This window comes from Pseudomonas sp. So3.2b, assembly GCF_019464415.1.
Lineage (GTDB): Bacteria > Pseudomonadota > Gammaproteobacteria > Pseudomonadales > Pseudomonadaceae > Aquipseudomonas > Aquipseudomonas shahriarae.
This window is the reverse complement of record NZ_CP080494.1, coordinates 1,426,750-1,444,197: the sequence shown is the minus strand read 5'-3', so window position 1 is coordinate 1,444,197 and position 17,448 is coordinate 1,426,750. Positions and strand designations below refer to the sequence as shown.

At 52.7% G+C, this 17,448-nt stretch carries 17 protein-coding genes; 11 read left to right on the top strand and 6 right to left on the bottom strand.

The features are described 5' to 3' along the window. Nucleotides 1-71 precede the first annotated feature (71 nt). Complete coding sequence (gene treP / locus K1X80_RS06400) at nucleotides 72-1,514, bottom strand: PTS system trehalose-specific EIIBC component (RefSeq protein ID WP_057437971.1); 1,443 nt, start codon at nucleotides 1,512-1,514, stop codon at nucleotides 72-74. Nucleotides 1,515-1,714: 200 nt separating this feature from the next. Between treP and treR the strand changes: the two genes are divergently transcribed. From treR to K1X80_RS06375, 5 genes are all read left to right on the top strand, one after another. Then, nucleotides 1,715-2,419 carry a trehalose operon repressor gene (gene treR / locus K1X80_RS06395; protein WP_057960558.1) on the top strand — a complete coding sequence of 235 codons (705 nt, stop codon included), beginning with the start codon at nucleotides 1,715-1,717 and terminating at the stop codon, nucleotides 2,417-2,419. 22 nt (nucleotides 2,420-2,441) lie between these two features. Beyond that, nucleotides 2,442-3,212, top strand: coding sequence for an APH(3')-II family aminoglycoside O-phosphotransferase (locus K1X80_RS06390; protein ID WP_169990401.1), 771 nt, complete (start codon nucleotides 2,442-2,444; stop codon nucleotides 3,210-3,212). A gap of 88 nt (nucleotides 3,213-3,300) precedes the next feature. Then, nucleotides 3,301-3,612, top strand: coding sequence for a hypothetical protein (locus K1X80_RS06385; protein ID WP_057960560.1), 312 nt, complete (start codon nucleotides 3,301-3,303; stop codon nucleotides 3,610-3,612). 492 nt (nucleotides 3,613-4,104) lie between these two features. Continuing rightward, nucleotides 4,105-4,824 (top strand): hypothetical protein, encoded by a 720-nt coding sequence (locus K1X80_RS06380; protein WP_129451100.1) that lies wholly within the window; start codon nucleotides 4,105-4,107, stop codon nucleotides 4,822-4,824. Nucleotides 4,825-4,941: 117 nt separating this feature from the next. After that, nucleotides 4,942-5,946: a protein NO VEIN domain-containing protein gene (locus tag K1X80_RS06375; protein ID WP_220172741.1), complete on the top strand. Its 1,005-nt coding sequence runs from the start codon at nucleotides 4,942-4,944 to the stop codon at nucleotides 5,944-5,946. A gap of 184 nt (nucleotides 5,947-6,130) precedes the next feature. Here the strand turns inward: K1X80_RS06375 and K1X80_RS06370 are convergent, their stop codons facing one another. The 4 genes from K1X80_RS06370 to K1X80_RS06360 form a co-directional block, all read right to left on the bottom strand. Then, nucleotides 6,131-7,807 (bottom strand): S8 family peptidase, encoded by a 1,677-nt coding sequence (locus K1X80_RS06370; protein WP_258571562.1) that lies wholly within the window; start codon nucleotides 7,805-7,807, stop codon nucleotides 6,131-6,133. A 63-nt stretch (nucleotides 7,808-7,870) separates the two neighbouring features. Next, on the bottom strand, nucleotides 7,871-8,656 hold the full coding sequence (locus K1X80_RS28085) for a hypothetical protein (RefSeq protein WP_258571544.1): 786 nt from the start codon (nucleotides 8,654-8,656) through the stop codon (nucleotides 7,871-7,873). Between the two features lie 13 nt (nucleotides 8,657-8,669). Further along, nucleotides 8,670-9,653, bottom strand: a complete 984-nt coding sequence (locus K1X80_RS06365; protein ID WP_129451094.1) for an AAA family ATPase — start codon at nucleotides 9,651-9,653, stop codon at nucleotides 8,670-8,672. Between the two features lie 849 nt (nucleotides 9,654-10,502). After that, the gene (locus K1X80_RS06360) at nucleotides 10,503-10,874 is read right to left on the bottom strand and encodes a plasmid mobilization protein (RefSeq protein ID WP_220172740.1); all 372 of its coding nucleotides are present in this window, start codon (nucleotides 10,872-10,874) and stop codon (nucleotides 10,503-10,505) included. 493 nt (nucleotides 10,875-11,367) lie between these two features. On the opposite strand from K1X80_RS06360, the gene K1X80_RS06355 reads away from it, so the two are divergent. The 6 genes from K1X80_RS06355 to K1X80_RS06330 all read left to right on the top strand — a co-directional run bounded on the left by K1X80_RS06355 (nucleotide 11,368) and on the right by K1X80_RS06330 (nucleotide 14,969). Then, nucleotides 11,368-11,577 carry a TraC family protein gene (locus K1X80_RS06355; RefSeq protein WP_124401818.1) on the top strand — a complete coding sequence of 70 codons (210 nt, stop codon included), beginning with the start codon at nucleotides 11,368-11,370 and terminating at the stop codon, nucleotides 11,575-11,577. A 2-nt stretch (nucleotides 11,578-11,579) separates the two neighbouring features. Continuing rightward, entirely contained in the window at nucleotides 11,580-11,804 is a 225-nt protein-coding gene (locus tag K1X80_RS28080) for a hypothetical protein (protein ID WP_124401819.1), read from the top strand. A gap of 269 nt (nucleotides 11,805-12,073) precedes the next feature. After that, complete coding sequence (gene trbJ, locus K1X80_RS06345; RefSeq protein WP_220172739.1) at nucleotides 12,074-12,868, top strand: P-type conjugative transfer protein TrbJ; 795 nt, start codon at nucleotides 12,074-12,076, stop codon at nucleotides 12,866-12,868. Between the two features lie 2 nt (nucleotides 12,869-12,870). Further along, nucleotides 12,871-13,059: a hypothetical protein gene (locus K1X80_RS06340; RefSeq protein WP_220172738.1), complete on the top strand. Its 189-nt coding sequence runs from the start codon at nucleotides 12,871-12,873 to the stop codon at nucleotides 13,057-13,059. A 3-nt stretch (nucleotides 13,060-13,062) separates the two neighbouring features. Continuing rightward, nucleotides 13,063-14,646, top strand: coding sequence for a P-type conjugative transfer protein TrbL (gene trbL / locus K1X80_RS06335; protein WP_220172737.1), 1,584 nt, complete (start codon nucleotides 13,063-13,065; stop codon nucleotides 14,644-14,646). A 2-nt stretch (nucleotides 14,647-14,648) separates the two neighbouring features. Then, nucleotides 14,649-14,969: a hypothetical protein gene (locus K1X80_RS06330; RefSeq protein WP_124408092.1), complete on the top strand. Its 321-nt coding sequence runs from the start codon at nucleotides 14,649-14,651 to the stop codon at nucleotides 14,967-14,969. 673 nt (nucleotides 14,970-15,642) lie between these two features. On the opposite strand, the gene K1X80_RS06325 is transcribed toward K1X80_RS06330, so the two are convergent. After that, nucleotides 15,643-16,770 (bottom strand): DUF3800 domain-containing protein, encoded by a 1,128-nt coding sequence (locus tag K1X80_RS06325; protein WP_220172736.1) that lies wholly within the window; start codon nucleotides 16,768-16,770, stop codon nucleotides 15,643-15,645. Nucleotides 16,771-17,448: the final 678 nt, after the last annotated feature.

Sequence of the window (17,448 nt, the reverse complement as noted above, 5' to 3'; positions counted from 1 at the left end):
CGGGCAAGCCCGGCTCCCACAGGGGAACGCATTCCAGATGTGGGAGCTGGCTTGCCTGCGATGGCGATCTATCAGGCGACGCGATAACCCGGCCGAACAATTTTCATGCTCAACCCACAGGTCAGAACAAACGGCACGACAATCGCGATGACCATGCCGATCACAAACATCGCGATGGATTGCGGCACGATCGAAATAAATCCGGGCAGGCCGCCCACGCCGATGGCCGAGGCCTGCACCTTGTTCAGCGAGAGGAAAATGCTGCCCAGGGCCGAGCCCAGCAGGGCGGCATAGAACGGGAACTTGAAGCGCAGGTTCACCCCAAACATCGCCGGCTCAGTGATGCCGAAGTAAGCGGAAATCGCCGAGGTCGAGGCCATGCTTTTATCCCGCGCATTGCGGCTCATGTAGAACACCCCGAGGGCCGCGCTGCCCTGGGCCAGGTTGGACATGACAATCATCGGCCAGATAAACGTGCCGCCCTGGGTCGAGATCAGCTGCAGGTCCACGGCAAGGAACATGTGGTGCATGCCGGTAATCACCAGCGGCGCATACAGCAGGCCGAAAATCGCCCCGCCCACCATTGGCGCCAGGTCAAACAGAGTGACCACGCCTTCGGTGATCAGGATGCCGAGGTGCCGGGTCACCGGGCCGATGATTGCCAGGGCCAGCACGCCGGTGACGACGATGGTGGTGATCGGCACGACGAGCAATTGGATGGCATTCGGCACCCGCGCCCGCAGCCATTTTTCAATCACGCTCATGACGTAGGCGGCCATCAGGATCGGCAGGATCTGGCCTTGATAGCCGACCTTCTCGATCTGGAACCAGCCCAGAATATCGAAGTACGGCAAGCTCTGGCCGTCGAGCCCGGCCACCGCCTTGCCGTAGTTCCAGGCGTTGAGCAAGTCCGGGTGGACCAGCATCAGGCCGAGCACGATGCCGAGGATTTCACTGCCGCCAAAGCGCTTGGCCGCCGACCAGCCCACCAGCGCCGGGAGGAACACAAACGAGGTGTTGGCCATCAGGTTGATCAGGCTCCACAGGCCATCCAGGTTCGGATAAGCCTCGAGCAAGGTCTGGCCCTCGATGAACATGCCCTTGGCGCCCATCAGGTTGTTGATACCCATCAGCAGGCCGGCAATGATCAGCGCCGGCAGGATCGGCATGAACACATCGGAGAACACCCGCACCAGGCGCTGCATGGCGTTGGTCTTGTCGGCGCCCTTCTTCTTCACATCGGCAATGGTGGCGGCGGCGAGGCCAGTCTGCTCGCGCAGGGCGGCGTAGACCTTTTCGACTTCGCCGGGGCCGATGACGATCTGGAACAGACCGCCGGTGAAGAACGAGCCCTTGACCAGGTCGACCTGGTTCAACGCACTGCCGTTGACCAGGCTAGGGTCCTTGAGGGCCAGGCGCAGGCGCGTCACGCAGTGGGCCGCCTGCTCAAGGTTATCGCTGCCCCCGAGGTTCTGGAGAATCTCGCGGGCGATGTTGGAATAGTCGTGGCTCATGCTTGTTCTTCCACTTTAGATTCTTGTTATTGGCAGCATGCCGAGGGCAAAAGTACTCGTACAGACGAGTTAAAGCAACAACTCGTCTGTACGAGTTACAAAAATAGTCGCCCACTGCTTTCCAAGGGGCCAATGGACAAAGCCCGCCTCTGCCACTAAGGTTCCTGCCTTGAACGCAAACGCGGCACAGAGCCCTCTCCATGAGTAAATACAACCAGATCTACACCGATCTGCTTGCCAGCATCACCACCGAACGCCTGCAACGCGGCACGCGCCTGCCCTCCGAAACCGAATTGATGGACACCTACCAGGCCAGCCGTGGCACCGTGCGCCGGGCCATCGAGCAATTGCAGGAGCGTGGGTTCGCGCAAAAAATCCATGGCAAGGGCACCTTCGTGCTGTCGCCCAACCCGATTGAGTTTCAACTGGGCGGCATCGTCAGCTTCCACGAAACCCACGCCGACCTGGGCGATGACGTACGCACCGAAGTGGTCGAATTCACCCAACTCCCGCTGGAAGGCTCGCTGCTGCAACATATCGAGGCCGAGCCCGGCACCCTGATTACCCGCATCAAACGGGTGCGGCGCATCGGCGGCAAACGGGTGATCCTCGACATCAACCACTTCGTCGCCGAGTTGATCCCCGGATTGGACCAGGCGATTGCCGAGCAGTCGATCTACGCCTTCATCGAACAGACCCTGCATCTGCAGATCAGCTACGCCCAGCGCACCATCGAAGCCCTGCCCCGCAGCAAGGACGACCAGGCGCACCTGGACCTCGACGGCCAGAGCCATGTGATTGTGGTGAGCAACCAGACATTTTTGCAGGACGGGCGGCAGTTCGAATACACCGAGTCGCGGCATACGCTGGATAAGTTTTACTTCTCGGATATTGCACGGCGCTAAAGCAGGAAAAAGGAAAAGCCCTGTGAATATTCCAAACAAATGGCGTGAACAGTTCCCCCATGCGCTGATCGAGCAGCAGGCCATCGGCGAGTCGCGGGCTGACGTCTTCCGGCTACGCAGGGACAACGGCACGGACCTGTTCCTGAAGGCCGAGCCCCTCGTAGAACACGCCGAGCTTGCCGATGAAATCGAGCGCCTTCACTGGCTGCAACAGCAGGGCCTGCCGGCGCCGGTGGTGCTGGATGAGGTGCAGGAAAACCTTCACCACTGGCTGCTGATGAGCGCCATCCCGGGACAGGACCTGGCCAGTAGCAGTGACCTTTCTGCCGCGCAGATCATCGACATCCTGGCCAACGCCCTGCGTACATTGCACCAGATCCCCGTGGCGCAATGCCCCTTCGATCACACCCTGGAACTGCGCATCACCGTCGCCCAGGCACATATCAACGCCGGGCTGATTGATGTAACGGACTTCGACGATGAGCGATTGGGACGTAGCGCCACCGATGTGTTCGCCGAACTCCTGTCGACACGGCCCACCACCCATGACTTGGTGGTAACCCACGGCGACGCCTGCCTGCCGAACTTCATGGCAGCGGACGGTCACTTCAGTGGTTTTATCGACTGCGGCCGCCTGGGGGTCAGTGACCGTTATCAAGATCTGGCCCTGGCGGCCCGCAGTGTCGAGCGCAACTTGGGGCAGGAATGGGTCAGGCCGTTCTTTGAGAGGTATGGTGTGGAACCTGATGAGCAGCGAATGGCTTTTTACTGCCTGTTGGATGAGTTTTTCTAGTTACTCCTGAGCAGCCCTCGACACTACCTCGACAAGCTCGCTGATACGACGCATACGATATCCGAGCCAAACCATGAGGAAGAACGCCATGCTCACGAAGAGCCTGTTGCTGAGTTTTTGCGCTGTGTTATTGATTGGCTGCACGGGCAGGGGCTTTCAACCTCCGCCGCCGGAATTTACCAATTGGAAGAAGAACGGAGTGTCTGAAGAAGGCGTCAAGAGTGCTATGACCGCCTGCGGCTATACCAACCTGACAGGGACAGGGGACAGGACGCCGATTGACCAGGTGCTCACGCAGTTTTATTGCATGAAAGACGCCGGCTTCAAGCGCACAGATAACATCGACCTGTGCAAGGAAGGCCGCATCGGCGAATCACCGGTGTGCGAAGGCCGCCGGTAACCCATTACCAAAAGCCCGCAATTAAGCGGGCTTCAGGGTACTTTTTGCTAGAGGGTGCCGGACAATGCCGGACATCCAATCATTCCCACTCTATTATCAATGTGGCCTAAAACCGCCATTAAACAAGGCGATCAGTAACACTTTTACTACAAATACCATGAAAAATACCAAAGTATTAACAGTTAGCCTTGAGCACGCATCTTATACCTAAGCTGAGCTTCGAAGAGCCGCCAAACCCCGAAACTCTTGAATAGCGGCCTGCCAGCCGCGGCCATAGTCGCAAGCCCAAGCGAGCCAAAGGGTTCGTCAATGGCCCCTACATCGTTGGAAAAAACACCGAAAATTGCGTACCAGGGGTACGCCGTCATTTCTTAGGTGATACCGAGGGCGAATGATGGCACTCTGTACATCTCCTTACCCCCTACCCGACATCATTCAATAGGACGTGGATGGGGTGGTAGCAGAATTACCACTGAAAAAAGGATTTTGTGAATGAGCCTTCCTCTTGTAAACACCTTTTCCCCGCCCTACGAAAAATGGGAAACAAGGCATCCCACCGTTGAGGAGATGCTGGCAGCTAACAATCTCCACATGAGCGTCAAGGTTAGACTAGAGGCGACAGTCGCGAACGCTTACGAGGCGGCCACTCACATAGGGCGCGTCGGAGCAGACAACGGCCTTGGGAATTTCATCAATGCAGTACTGGATGACAGTCCCGCCCACAAGCAATGGCGACAGGCTATGCCATCAAAAACTCCTGATGCGCTGGCGCGGTATCAGAAGTCATATCCAAATTGCGACTTTGCACAGGTCTCGATAGAGATCAATGCAATCGCACAGGTGCTCAGTGAAGGCCAGTGCCTTTTTCATGCAGGGTTGTGGCCTGACGGTGCCACGTTAATCACGGATCGTCCTCTATCTACCTCATTCTGTCCCCAGGTAGCACTGCGAAATGCAGACCATCAAAGCAAAGCATACGACGCAGGCCGCATTGATCTATTCGTGCTGACAGCAACTAGCCCAAAGACGAATATCTTTGCTTATAAGCGCAACGGTACGAACCTCGGCCATGAAAATGAGGTTCTGTTCGCCGCAGGTGCGAGTTTAAAGCTGGTATCGGCCGAAGTGGTTAATACCAACTACCCGGCAGCGAAAGCTGGGTTTCCTGAAAAACGGATTTCGGTTCGCGTACTCACCATTGACATTTCATAGCTGATTTTGCAGCTAACGTGCGCAGCGCGGTGACCCGCAAGAAATTATATGCGCGTGGAATTCTCTTTTTGTTGATCTAACCCGATATACAAAACGAATCAGAGCAAGGGAAGGTCTGTGAAAAAAATTCTATGGGTGAAGTTTGGCTGGTCAGAATACTATCGTGGAGGGCCGGTAGACGGTAATTTTGGGTGGCTCAACGAAAACAAGGGCAAAAAAAACGAAGGACGGGGGCACGAGGCGTTCAACTTCAATCCTAGCCCTGATGGAACCTATTACTGTTATGTTCCCCCCCAAGCAAGCGCGTACGCGCCTTATAACGATGATCCAAATGGTTGGACAGTGATCTGCCTCGCGAAAAATCCAAAGCATACCGGCGTCCATATTGTCGGATGGTATGAAGATGCCACCCTGCATGGCGAGTGGCTTGATCTTCCGGATGGTCTGATCAAAAAGCGAGGTGATACCGCCCACCCGGCCTATGACTGGTCGTACTGCATCTCTAGCAAGTCCGCATATTTCGTTCCACCCGAGAACCGGATTATGCCTTTCTCGGATCCATCCGTGAGGCAGGGCAAATATTCATTCCTGAAAGGGCCGAGCGTAGACGGCAACGAGAACAAAGTGAGAGTGCTGGAACTTCTCAGCAGCCGTCTGAAAGCGATGACCCCAGTCGCTATCCAAAACCCTAACGAAGGTTCGTTACCTGATCCCGAACTCGACGGGACCGATCCTCTAAAAGGATTTGGTACGCCCGAACATCGAAAAAGGGTGGAGCTAGCAGCAGAATTCGCCGTTATTGACTATTACAAAAGGAAAGGATATGCCTACGAACGCGTTACACATTTACCATGCGGGTATGACTTCGTCTTCACCAAAGGTAAATCGGTGCGACACGTCGAGGTCAAAGGCACATCCAGTCCCACTCCTCGATTCTTCATTACTCGGAATGAGTATGTGAAGGGTCTTGAGTCCAATCCAGTATGGCGTCTTGCCATGGTTACCTCAGCGCTTTCCGAAGCCCCGAGCATAGTTGAATACGATGCTCTCCAATTGCGGCGAGTGTTCGACCTTGAACCCTACGTCTATATTGGTAAATTCATCCCGAAATCGGAGAGTTAACAAGCAGGCCTGATGATCTAGGCTAACCGATATATTCATGAAGAACCAGTCAAAGCATTAAAGCTTCACACTCATCACGCTCGATACCATGTGAGCTTGCCTTAAACAAACATGGTATCGATGTACTTCTTTCAAGACATGGCCTAGCTTACGGCCTGAGTGCTGCCAAACAAGGTTTAAGAGATCAAACCTCGATCAGCAGATCAATTACTGTTTGAACCGGCGTGTAAATATCGACATCAACCTCAGGGGCTTCAATAGTAACCACTAGGCTAAAGCGCGCTTTCTTTCTCCAGCTCTCTTCGGAAGTCTTGTATTTCCACCAACCGCCAACAGGATAGACAGCAATATGCTTCATACTTGCGAGCTTAGCAGCATCTCCAGTCCAAAAATCGGAGTGAATTGAGCCGCGCTTCCTGAGTTGTGGACCGAATTGCCAACCAGAGTTATCTCCTTCAGGCCCATCATAATCTTCATCATCCTCATTGGTCAGACCGTTCACGAACAACTTAAAATTCGCGAGGCTTTGTTCAGGTCGAATGACCTCGAACCGTAGCCCATGCGACTGATAGCTGTATCTGCTTCTGTAACCTTTTCTCCCAGGATTAGGCTCAATAAAGTATGAGAGCGTGACCTTCAGTCTGACTTGAGTATCCTGGAGGGATTCCAGAACCTCTTTCGGCCAAGGAAGTTCGTAAAGTACCATCTCATTAAGTTTAGCATCTGAAGAAAGTGATTCTTTCCCCGGCGTTTTTATAAAAGGCTGAATTTCTTCTTGCGAAATGAGAGTTAAGATATTGTCGGCACTGTGCTGGGCTTTTGCCAAATTTACGACGCCATGCCCCACAGTTCTGAGCATAATTTCTTTGGACTTAGATAAATTATGCGCTTGTTGTAGTGCCTCATACCGCTCAAACATACGCTCGGTCCAGCCCGCAGAGTGAACCATTAAACCACGGATGGTTTCCGGCCAGAAGTCCGGGTACTCCGCAGTAAGTATGCCCGCGTCTCGCGAGACTAAGCCGCTTGCCGCACTGGTGTCTTTGGTAGTTTCCAGTACAAGTCCTGCAGAGCGTCCTGATGTAGTAAGGATAGAAACGCAATCAGCATCTGTGAGTTCTGTCTGGTTAGGCGATAGAAGCCGGTTCCCACCCTCGGCTACCACTTCTGGTTTATAAGGTGCCTGCTTACGCCAGCTCCAGTTTATTGATGATCTGGATGATGCAGAAATATCACCTGGATGGGAGAATGGCGACCAGCCCTGAAAAGTGGGATCATCCACACCTGTTAGAAACGTGCAAGCTCCCACGGTCACCGCATTCCAAGATTGAGCAGGGTCCTCAATTTCAGAGAGGTGAACTTGATCCCAATAGTCTATGCCCGTTCTTATATTGGTGTTGTTGCCAGCGGAAATTATGAACAAACGCTGCTTCTCATCTTGGTAACCAGAGGCGTAGTAGTCAATCTCTGCTGACCAAGAGGACGGTAGTCCACTTGGACCTGACGGTTGTGCGGTCACCGCCATGGAGTAAACTCTATTCCAATTTGGGCTTTGTATCTCGATCTTGTTAGCTGTATCGATAGTTACGGCACCATACAACTCAGGATCATTCATGCCAACTGGAGGAAAAATTCTAGCAGACTCAATATGATATGGCACTTCAAACACGCTATTTGAGAAAAGTAGCTCTTGCAACTCTAATCCATATAGGGCTAGTCCTGCCTGTCGGGAACCGTGATCATTATAAGCGCTGCCCGGGGTGTCAAAATGACTCCACCGAGCATCCCAACACTCAGATTTTTCAGCACTGCAACTTGAAGACAAAAGAGGATTATTGTAGTTGATGCCGGTATCAAGAATACAAATTGAGGCTACGCTATTATTTTTAAAATTAGTCCTAGCCAGTAAATTTTCCGATAGTTCCTACTGGTCGCTCGGACCCAATGTTATGGAGATGTTTGGAGAGCACTGCGCCTTACGCAACTCCGACAAGTTTCCAATTAATTCCGGAGCTGTTTGCAGATTATTGGCCGATGTCCGTATTAGAAACACTGCACACTTAAAGAAAGTTAAATACGAGCCGGATGCCTCTGCACCAATTCTTTCGGCAAGTTGATTGGCAAGTGGCAGAGGGCTTCCCAAACGGTCGCTCCAGTTCATCCATACTTCCCACCAAATTATCTCGTCAGCATTAATGGGGTACGCATCACCTCTATCTGTCCAAAATGATCTTAGACTGGCTAGCTTTATTTCCTCGATGCTGTCGATCAGCTTGCGGTTTTTTGGGGTTTTATTTCCTGTTTTAGCATTTTCAAAGTCTTTCTCTGGATTCAAGTACGCTTCTACTTTCTTAGAGAAATCCAGTCTTTTACTGTCTGGTACAAAAATGACTGCGACCTCACGGTCTCCATCCAGATGCCAGCTTTGTAGGTGATAACTTTTTTTCGTATCAAGACTATCAAGCTGTAGTTGGCAGCCTGGAAAACTTCTGACCTCAAGATATATGCCACTTTCTTCTGTTAATGGCTGAACGTTCGCTTTTCGATGACTGCCTGCCGATATTGCATTGTTATACCCGGCAAAAATCCTACCACCATGAACCCCGCGATCCTGTGAAGGTATCAAGGGATTTCTACCTACACCCTTAGGCTTGAATTTTTCTTTCTTGTTGAAGCCTGGTATTACAATGTGTGGCAATCCTTCGCGCATGCGGGCTTTCCGGTCAGTTATGAATATGTTTGTACGCTAGTGCGTCTGTCAGCAGTTTCGTCGTGAGGTCGGAATCATGATGAAGAACAGCTTCTTTAGCTGCATCCTCACAGGCTCTAGTGATTTCAGCGGAACTTAGACCTGTTGCCTTGCCGACTACCGACTGCCAGCGAATTCCTTTAAGGCTAAACTGACTCAACCGATTTATGATGATCTTTTTTATATTTTCTTTGTCAGGCTTTTCAAAAGGTATTATATCATCAAACCTTCTGTATAACGCCTTATCGAGAAGCTCGGGGTGATTGGTTGCTGCGATAATTATGCTTTCTGATGTATCTTGCTCAACAAAAAGCAAGAGAGAGTTCAAAACTCTTCGTATTTCTCCGACATCGTTTTGCGACCCGCGCTGCGTACCAATTGCATCAAACTCATCAAAAAAATAGATGGCTCTAGTTTGCTTTATATGATCAAAAACCAATCTTAGCTTTGAGGCTGTCTCACCCATATATCGAGTAATCAATGAGTCTAGAACTATAGTGTAAAGTGGAAGTTTTAGTTCAGCAGCGAGCACTGAAGCAGTTAGGGTTTTCCCTGTTCCAGGAGGACCGGTAAAAAGCATCTTCCTTCTAGGGAGGAGCCCAAAATCGTGCAACTTGTCTTTTTGCCGCTGTTCAATGACGATCCTATCAATTCGACTTTTAGTTTCAGAAGATAATATTAACTCGGATAATCGTGCGGACGGATGCGAAAGCTCAAGCAGTCCATTTAGTTCTTGAGATGAGCGATTAAGCTGAACTGTACTCTTCACTGAAGAAAGTTTAGGCTCAGAATTAGAGACCTGCGCTTTCTCTATGAGTCCCTTTATTTCCCCCGCAAGTTTCGTATGGCCCACGCGCGCCTCTTTCGCCGCAACCTGCAAGGCGATCGAGTAGAAGCGATGCTCGTCACGATCAATGTGACTTCTAAGCAGCGCTTTAATCTGTTCGGCTGTTGCCATTATAAGTCCCGTATTACGCTAGCTAGACCCTTATGCTCAATTTCACATTTCTCATGTGAAATTTAAAAGCATATCCCTGTCACATTAGACATCAGCATCAAGCTCACGATCCCCTCCTTAGGTGTCTGGGGGCACTGCCTGAAGGCAAGCGTCCGCTGTGTCTGATTATGACAGCTCTCTCTCTTCAGCAACACGACTCAATGATGGGTGGTCCGCAGCCGATTGCGCACGAAACCGCTGAATCCCTCGAGCCAGTTGACCTCATCTCCAAGGGCCGAAAACGCTTTGTTTCACTTCTCTCAAATCCGCTGCGGAGGGTTGGTAACCTTCTCCTGGATGAACCTTGGTCCAACAGCTCGTGTTGGCTGGTGAGCTTAGGAGCGGTTCGCAGATTAACGATGGGCTACGAGTCTGTTGACGGACAGCGTTGTGAGGTAATGGAATCTCGATTTTCCATTTGGACCTTGCCTCAATAGCTCGCGGTTTCGTTTGCAAAGTGGTCCATTGCAGCCAAGACGTCATCTTGGCTGCTCGTGAGCTCCAAACGCGAGGGATAGCTGTTGTAGCAAAATATCCAGTTCCGCTGGGCTGCCTTCGCGTAGCACGTCGGCAAGTAGTTCAGCCGCGTATGCTGGGTCAGCACGAAGCTGCTCGGACATTGCTTCACTGTGCGATCGATCTTTCATCTGGTCTTCCCCCTATCGCCTAGTGACCTGCGAGCTCAAGCCAACCAATAGCATACGTTGAGCAACTGAGCGACGGCATCGTTCTCTAAACAGTCCGAGAGGCAGCCTATCGGCTATCAGTCTTTGTGGATTGCACAATCCAAAAGCTGTTCAGAACTAAGACTTACCTGTGAGCTTTGACAATCGCTCCCATCTTCATTCCTACAGCCACCTGCAACCTCCGAAACTCCATCATCACACTTTCCACATCAATTGCGTTCGCGCCTTCTCCACGCTTCTCTGCAAGCCAGAGTTTTAACAGACCAGCAACCCGCCCGAGGTCGCCACTCACCTTGGCCAAGTCACCCACGGCGGTCAGGTCAACGACCGACCGAATGGGCGTGTTCATGCCTATGGCGCGAAGGTAGCCTGATCGGGACATGCCAGCTTCTTTGGCCTTATTCGTGATCACCGCCTTTTCCTCGTCAGTGACCCAAACCTCGATTGGCTTGCCGCGTCGGCGAGCCGTTGTTTTGTCTTTGGTGACACCTTTCATGGGTGCTCCTGCCGTTGCTATCTTTTTGCTCTTAGACGCGGCAGCGGCTGCACGCCTCGCAGAGCGAGATACGTTGAGCCGAAGGCGAATAAGATTAGGTGTTGGGAGGGTGCGGGCTTGCCCGTACCCGTACAACACACATCTTGCCGTCTGCCTGAGTGCAATTCAAAGAAATTTAGTGCTAATAGCCGTTTCGGTAAAGTCAGTTGCCTTAAATTTCCTTGAGTTGCGTTAATTCCCCCTAAGTTGCCTAGAGTTGCATTAATTCAGGTAAGGAATTGCCTAAAATTGCTTTGAATTAACTAAATCGACTAAATTTAAATCAATGGTTCAAACAGGGCGGAAAAAGTATGATTTCCGGCCAACTTGCCGTACCCACGCTTAGCTCGCAGCGATGCCGACCCTGATATGGTTAACAACTCCAGCGGTCGGTAGAATCTCCGCTACCCACAATAGATCAAGGCCGAAACGGCACCAAAAAGGAGCATGAAACATGGCTAGAAAAACTCTTTCTGAGCGTCGAGCTGATGCCTGCTCTGAACTAGAGATGGCTAAGGCAAGGCTTGCAAAACTAGACAATGAGGCAGCAGAAAGAATTGCAAGAATTGCAATAAAATCAGGATTAGTTAATCTTGATCTTGCGGACGATCACATCCGGGAAGAATTCGACAGAATCGTGGAAAGGATAAGCAAGAGGAATTGATTATGAAGACAGCCCACCGCATCAGCGCTTTGGCCACTCAACTCAACGAACTGCAAGCCTGCCTCGGTCGAGCCAGCGGGCAATCTGGTAAGCGTATTGTGGAGGCCCAGCGCATTGCGGCCGAGCTAGCTTCTTCACTCGAAGAGTGGCACCTTGAGACGCTGCACATCCCTGAAACTGAGCGTTGCCTCTACCGCACTCATAATCCTTATTACGCAGCCCACTGACGCCGCGCACCAACTTATAAAAAGCGCACTTCGGTGGGATTTTTTTCGTCCGCAAAACGCATCAAACCGGACAGCCGATTCTTCTTCCTCATGAAAGAAAAACCCTAGACAAACCAGAGAGTTGGCATCAGTTAAGGGGTTGATTGACGGACAGTTTCCGGACGCAACTTATTGAAATCTATGCGGATAGACTATTATCCGCATATTCAAAACAGCGCCATATCGGAGAATAATCAAGCCTCAAGTTACTACAAAATGAGGTATTCGGTATGGAAATAGAATCGCAAAAAATGTCAGTTTATATCGCTCGGATATTTGGCCGAGGCGCGGCGCTAGCTGTGGCAATGGCAACCACAAGCCTTGGTGTATTTCTCTATATGACACCTGCCCCGGCTTACGCCATTTACTGCTCTAACTGCTCGACGTTCTATCAACAGATGTTCGAGTACGCAGAGCAGGTCAACACGGCGCTGAACACCGCCGAGCAACTGCAAACGCAAATTCAGCAGTACCAAAACATGGTCACGCAGGGCACGGGCTTGCCCGATTCGATGTTCGGCAGCATCGCGTCTGACTTGAAAAGCGTGGTCAACATCTACAACCGCTCCCAAGCCTTGGGCCGCCAAGTCCAGAACATGGATTCGCAATTCAACACGGTTTTTCCCGGCTTCGAGTACTACCTAAATCAAGCAGCGAACTCGGCAGAGGTCCCGGCGCAGGATAGCTATCAAAAGTGGTCACAACAGGGCCGCGACAACGTGAAAACGGCGATGGAAGCGACGGACCTCAATACCAGCACCTTCGAGTCCGAGAACGCTCAGCTAGACCGCATGGTGGCTCGTTCGCAGTCGGCCATTGGTCGGATGCAGGCGATTCAGGCGGGCAACGAAATTGCCTCGCAAAACGTGCAGCAACTGCAAAAGCTGCGCGACCTGCTGGCCACGCAAATCAACATGCAGGGCAATTACATGGCTCAGCAAGGCGACCGGAAGGCTGCCAGCGAAGCCGCCGAACAGCAGTTTGAAGCGCGCAAAAACACACGCGGCGGCGTGAAGGAGTACTGAGAATGACTATTTCGAAATGGATCATCGCATTGATGTGCGCCGGATCCGCACTGGCCGGTTACATGGTTACCGTGGTGGTTCAAAGCAATAGCGAATGTACTGCGATGGCTGAGCAACAACGTCACCAGCGTGACGCTGATGCGTCGTTTGAGGCGCGCCCGAACACTCGCGGCGGTGTGAGGGGGTACTAGCTAATGGATCGTCGTCTATTGTTGTTCCTCGCCTTAGCGAGTGTGTTCGTGGCCGGAAATGCTGTGGCCGCGACCGACCTTTCGCATGCCGACACATCGGTTCAGGGCCTACTCGACCTAGTTTTGCAACAGTCGCACCAGTGGTCAGCGAAGCTGTATGACTATGCGATCAGACTGTTCTGGCTCCTGGCCTCAATCCAGTTTATTTGGACTTTCATGCCTCTGGTCATGAAGCAAGCCGATTTCGGCGAGATTGTCGGCGAGCTGCTGCGCTTCGTGCTGGTGATCGGTTTCTTCCTTGCAGTCATGAAGTACTCGGTGGAATGGTCGACGGCCATTGTCGATAGCTTCCGCGATGCGGCGGCATCGGCGAGCGGCCTGGGGCGTGCATTAGAACCCGGCGATATGCTGGCAGTTGCGCTGGATTTTGGCCGCACCATGGTGGAGGGCATTTCAGTGTTTTCTCCAGCCAAGGGACTTCTGATCGCTGTATGCGCAATCCTTGTGTTGGCATGTTTCGCCTTCATCGCTGCATTCATGTTTGTCACGCTCGTAGAGTCTTACGTCATCATCAATGCTTCCGTACTGTTCATCGGCTTTGCCGGTTCGCAATGGACGCGGGACTTTGCAATTGCGCCGATGCGCTTCACCGTTGCGATTGGCGCCAAGCTATTTGTACTAACCCTGATCGTCGGCCTGATCATACAGTCGGCAAAACAGTGGTTGGCCGCCTACACCAATGACGAAGCGTCATTGATGACGATGGTCGGTTTGGCCTTGGTGTGCTGTTACCTCACGAAGACAATTCCTGACCTGATCGGTGGCATGATTAGCGGCACGTCAATGGGCGGCGGCTCGGCCATTGGCGGGATGGCAGTGGCCGGTGCTGCCGGGGCGGCGGCTCCTGCTGCTGCCCTCGGTGCTGCCGGTACTGGTAGCGCAGCCGGGGCTGGGGCGGCGGGTATCGGTGGACTGGGCGGAGGCGGTCTGGCGGGGGCGATTAACTCCAGCTTTGCCGGTGCCAGCTCCGCAGGCGGTGCCGCGTCGTCTATGGGTGCAGCGGCGTCCTCCGGCGTGGGTGCCAGCACCGGCGGCGCAGCGGTCAAGGGTGCGAGTTCCGCAGGCGCGAAGGTCGGCGGCAGCTCCGCCAACCTTGCCGGGCAGGCGTCGGCCCCTCCGTCCTCTCCAACCAGCGGCGTACAGCAGGCCGCCAAGCAGGCCGGAAAGACCGCGCGGGGAAACGACAACGAAGACCAGCAGACAATCCCAAACGGGGGAGTTGTCAGCTCCGGCAGCGCACTTTCCCATGCGGCCGACGGTGCCGCAAAGATGCTCGGCGTGATGGCCTCGATGGCAGTGCCAGGTATGGAGAATGCGCACGCCTTGTCTCTTGGTGCAGGATCTCCGCCATCAGTTTCCGACGATACCAACTCGACCACTCCAACCAATGGAGCAGAATCGGTCACGGAAGCTTCACAAGCTGAGCCTAACGTCATCCGTCCGGCCTCGAATACTAACTCTACTTCCGGTCGCCTCGCCTCGCTCAAAGTGCCGGGAATGACCTCGAACGATCAACCGGAGAAATAACCATGATGGACGTTCTGATGTTCGCTGGATTTGTAGTATTTGCCTCGACGTTCGCCATCGGCATGTGGGCGCTCAGCAGATGGCTACGCAGCAAGGGCTATGGGCCGCAACTCGATAGGCTGGATCGCCAATTCACGGCCTTGCAGCTACGAGTAAGCCCGCTGGCCTTGTCGGCTTCTTATCGCATGTTTGCCGGGGCGCATACCATGAATCGTTTACCTCTGCTGGGCAGCAAGAGTAGCGCCACTCTGAACCAGCAGGTGTTGATGGCCATCCAAGCCGCGCAGGAAGCACAGAAGCAAGATAAGCGCGGTGAGCACTGATCGCTGGCCAGCCCCACAGAACCCCGCCTCAGTGCGGGGCTTTGCTTTCTCCCCCTTTGGTGTTACGAACACTCCGCATCTTCGGTGCTGCGCGTCCCGTGGACAACGCTTCGCGTTGACACACCGGACTTGCGGCTACTCGTGATATTTCATCACGGGGCTACTCCCGGCTATGCCGGACAAAATCCCGGGAGGCTTCGCCACTAGTAATACGCACGGACATTGAACACCTGCACCTGGCATTGCCGATACCGATACGGATGGGCTTATGTCAGCCACATGACAACCCTCGAAATCACCGCGAGCGGGGCGCCGTCAAAAGCGCGGGGGCTTCTCCATTAGTAATACGCACGGACCTGTCTCAGTTCCGTCTATTACACCCTGTAAGGCCCTGTGCTGTATCAGCACAGCATCCCGTTACCACCCGCTAAAAAGCGCCTTACGGCGTGTCCTGCGGCATTTTGGCGAGCTCGAAAGGCAGGATGTCCAAGGTGGTTGAGGGGGTGTGTATTCGACTGAGCGAATCTGCCTGCGTAATTGCATAGACTTGACCACTCATTTGCATCCGTGCTGACCAGCCGTTTGCATTCGACTTGACCAGCACACGCCGTTGTGAAGATCGGCAGAGAACGGCCAAAAGCCGTCATCGAGTGCCTACAAACTCAGAGCCGATTCACCCCATCTGAAAAGGTGAAACTCTCAACCTACGCGTTATATCTGCAATTACCTGTGGCAAGCCCTCTGTGAGACTCACGTCCTCCATCGCCCTCTGATGCAAGTGCTGCAATAGAAGAGTATTGCGTTGGGCTCGCTGAAGTTCGAGTCTCACTTCATCCATGTCGGGCACTACGCTGCCATAACGAGCCTGTCTTGCAATGATGTGCCGCCAATGGTCAGCCGATTCATCTTTGACCCCTGAAAACACGTACACGGCCGCAGCGGCGACGGCGTCCGCAATCTGAATACCGTGTGCCTCATGTGATGCAGCAAATTCTATTGGGCCGGACAGGTTGAACGTGATCGGATGTTGCTCTCCTCCGATTTCAGAGAAGCTCTTTGTCGTATTGCCAACCATTGAGGTGAACATCTCCTGGTTGTGTTGGAGAGGTTTAGAGTGATCGCAGACTGCTGTGATTACCTCATGCTCGGCTCCCCAATTAGCCAAGAGGGTATATAAAGCGGAGTTGGTCAGATCAAGCACCCATTTGCCCGTCTCACCGTTCGCTAATGATGCCAATTCACTGCGAATATCTTGGTGACGCTTTTGGGCAAACTCACGGATCAACCTGATAGTCTCGGAGTGCTCCGCAACCGCTGACGACGAGAAAATAGTTTCAAGATTTTGCCCGCTGCCGTCCCTCATCAGCGCTTCAAACTCAGCGAAGAGCTCGTCCGCACCCGCACCGCGGGTGATGAACTCCATATACAGCACGTTCGCTATGAAACGATGGAAACCAATCCCATAGAAAAGAGAGTTGATATCGGAATAACAAGGCTCAAAAATGTACTCGTGAAACTTTGCGGCTAAGGCAAACTTTTTGTCAGAAACTGAGACTTTAATTCGACCATCGAAAGCATCAAGCAACTCCGTAATTGCTTTCCTGCCTTTCGCAAACTTCACAAGATTGGCACCTTTTAGCTCGCCCCCTTGGATGTTGTATTTCTTAATAATCCTCTCTACAGTCGTTCTCGCCTCATCATCATCTGTAGCAACAGAGGCGTATGCGAAGTAACTCTGTCTTGGGTGCAGCAGATTGTTCCCTGTAAATCCGGACTCATCAAAATATATTTTTTGTGACATTCCACATTCCTTGTAGTGATATAAATTGGCGTTCGGCACATTAGTGCCCCTATTGGGCTAAAGAGGACGCTGGTGGAAGCCCAATTCTGATCTTAAGGAAGATCGCAACAAAGGCGGAGAAAAGCTACCAATTTGCCATCGGCTAGTCCATCGACTGCTTTTGGCCGATTGTGTTGAAAAAGTCGATTTGTCCAAAACGCTCGGATACTGATAGGTAAAAACACCTGTTTTGCGTGCTGCTACATGAAATCCGAGGCGTGAACCTTCTGCCGAAAACACAGATTTCAATCTCGAGCGCGAACTTTTCTACCGTGGAAACCGAAGCCGACCTTTTCAACACAATCGCTCGATGACTGCCTGTCGCCAGCGGCAGCAATGGGCAGCTCTCTACCGATCATGTTTACTAAGCGTGCTGGTCAAATCCGATGCAATCGGTGGTCTAATCGAATGCAAACGCCTGGTCAAGTGGAGTGCAATTTCGCATCTGCCCTTCCTTTTGGTGCTCAACGGCCGTAGGCCGACCGGCAAGGCCGGACCGCGCCTAGGCGCGGTCTTTGCCGCGCAGGACTGAATATCCTGAATATCCTGCTAACTCCGGGCGGGTGTGCGACGTTTCGGGCGAGTGTGGGACGCTATCGGGCGGATGTGCGACGCTTTCGGGCGGGTGTGCGACGCTTT

Coding starts and splice junctions, on each gene's coding strand:
- K1X80_RS06365 (WP_129451094.1), bottom strand. CDS start 9,653: ATGGCAACAGCCGAACAGATTAAAGCGCTGCTTAGAAGTCACATTGAT.
- K1X80_RS06355 (WP_124401818.1), top strand. CDS start 11,368: ATGGCTAGAAAAACTCTTTCTGAGCGTCGAGCTGATGCCTGCTCTGAA.
- K1X80_RS06330 (WP_124408092.1), top strand. CDS start 14,649: ATGATGGACGTTCTGATGTTCGCTGGATTTGTAGTATTTGCCTCGACG.
- treP (WP_057437971.1), bottom strand. CDS start 1,514: ATGAGCCACGACTATTCCAACATCGCCCGCGAGATTCTCCAGAACCTC.
- K1X80_RS06385 (WP_057960560.1), top strand. CDS start 3,301: ATGCTCACGAAGAGCCTGTTGCTGAGTTTTTGCGCTGTGTTATTGATT.
- K1X80_RS06340 (WP_220172738.1), top strand. CDS start 12,871: ATGACTATTTCGAAATGGATCATCGCATTGATGTGCGCCGGATCCGCA.
- K1X80_RS06325 (WP_220172736.1), bottom strand. CDS start 16,770: ATGTCACAAAAAATATATTTTGATGAGTCCGGATTTACAGGGAACAAT.
- K1X80_RS28080 (WP_124401819.1), top strand. CDS start 11,580: ATGAAGACAGCCCACCGCATCAGCGCTTTGGCCACTCAACTCAACGAA.
- K1X80_RS06360 (WP_220172740.1), bottom strand. CDS start 10,874: ATGAAAGGTGTCACCAAAGACAAAACAACGGCTCGCCGACGCGGCAAG.
- K1X80_RS28085 (WP_258571544.1), bottom strand. CDS start 8,656: ATGCGCGAAGGATTGCCACACATTGTAATACCAGGCTTCAACAAGAAA.
- K1X80_RS06380 (WP_129451100.1), top strand. CDS start 4,105: ATGAGCCTTCCTCTTGTAAACACCTTTTCCCCGCCCTACGAAAAATGG.
- treR (WP_057960558.1), top strand. CDS start 1,715: ATGAGTAAATACAACCAGATCTACACCGATCTGCTTGCCAGCATCACC.
- trbL (WP_220172737.1), top strand. CDS start 13,063: ATGGATCGTCGTCTATTGTTGTTCCTCGCCTTAGCGAGTGTGTTCGTG.
- trbJ (WP_220172739.1), top strand. CDS start 12,074: ATGGAAATAGAATCGCAAAAAATGTCAGTTTATATCGCTCGGATATTT.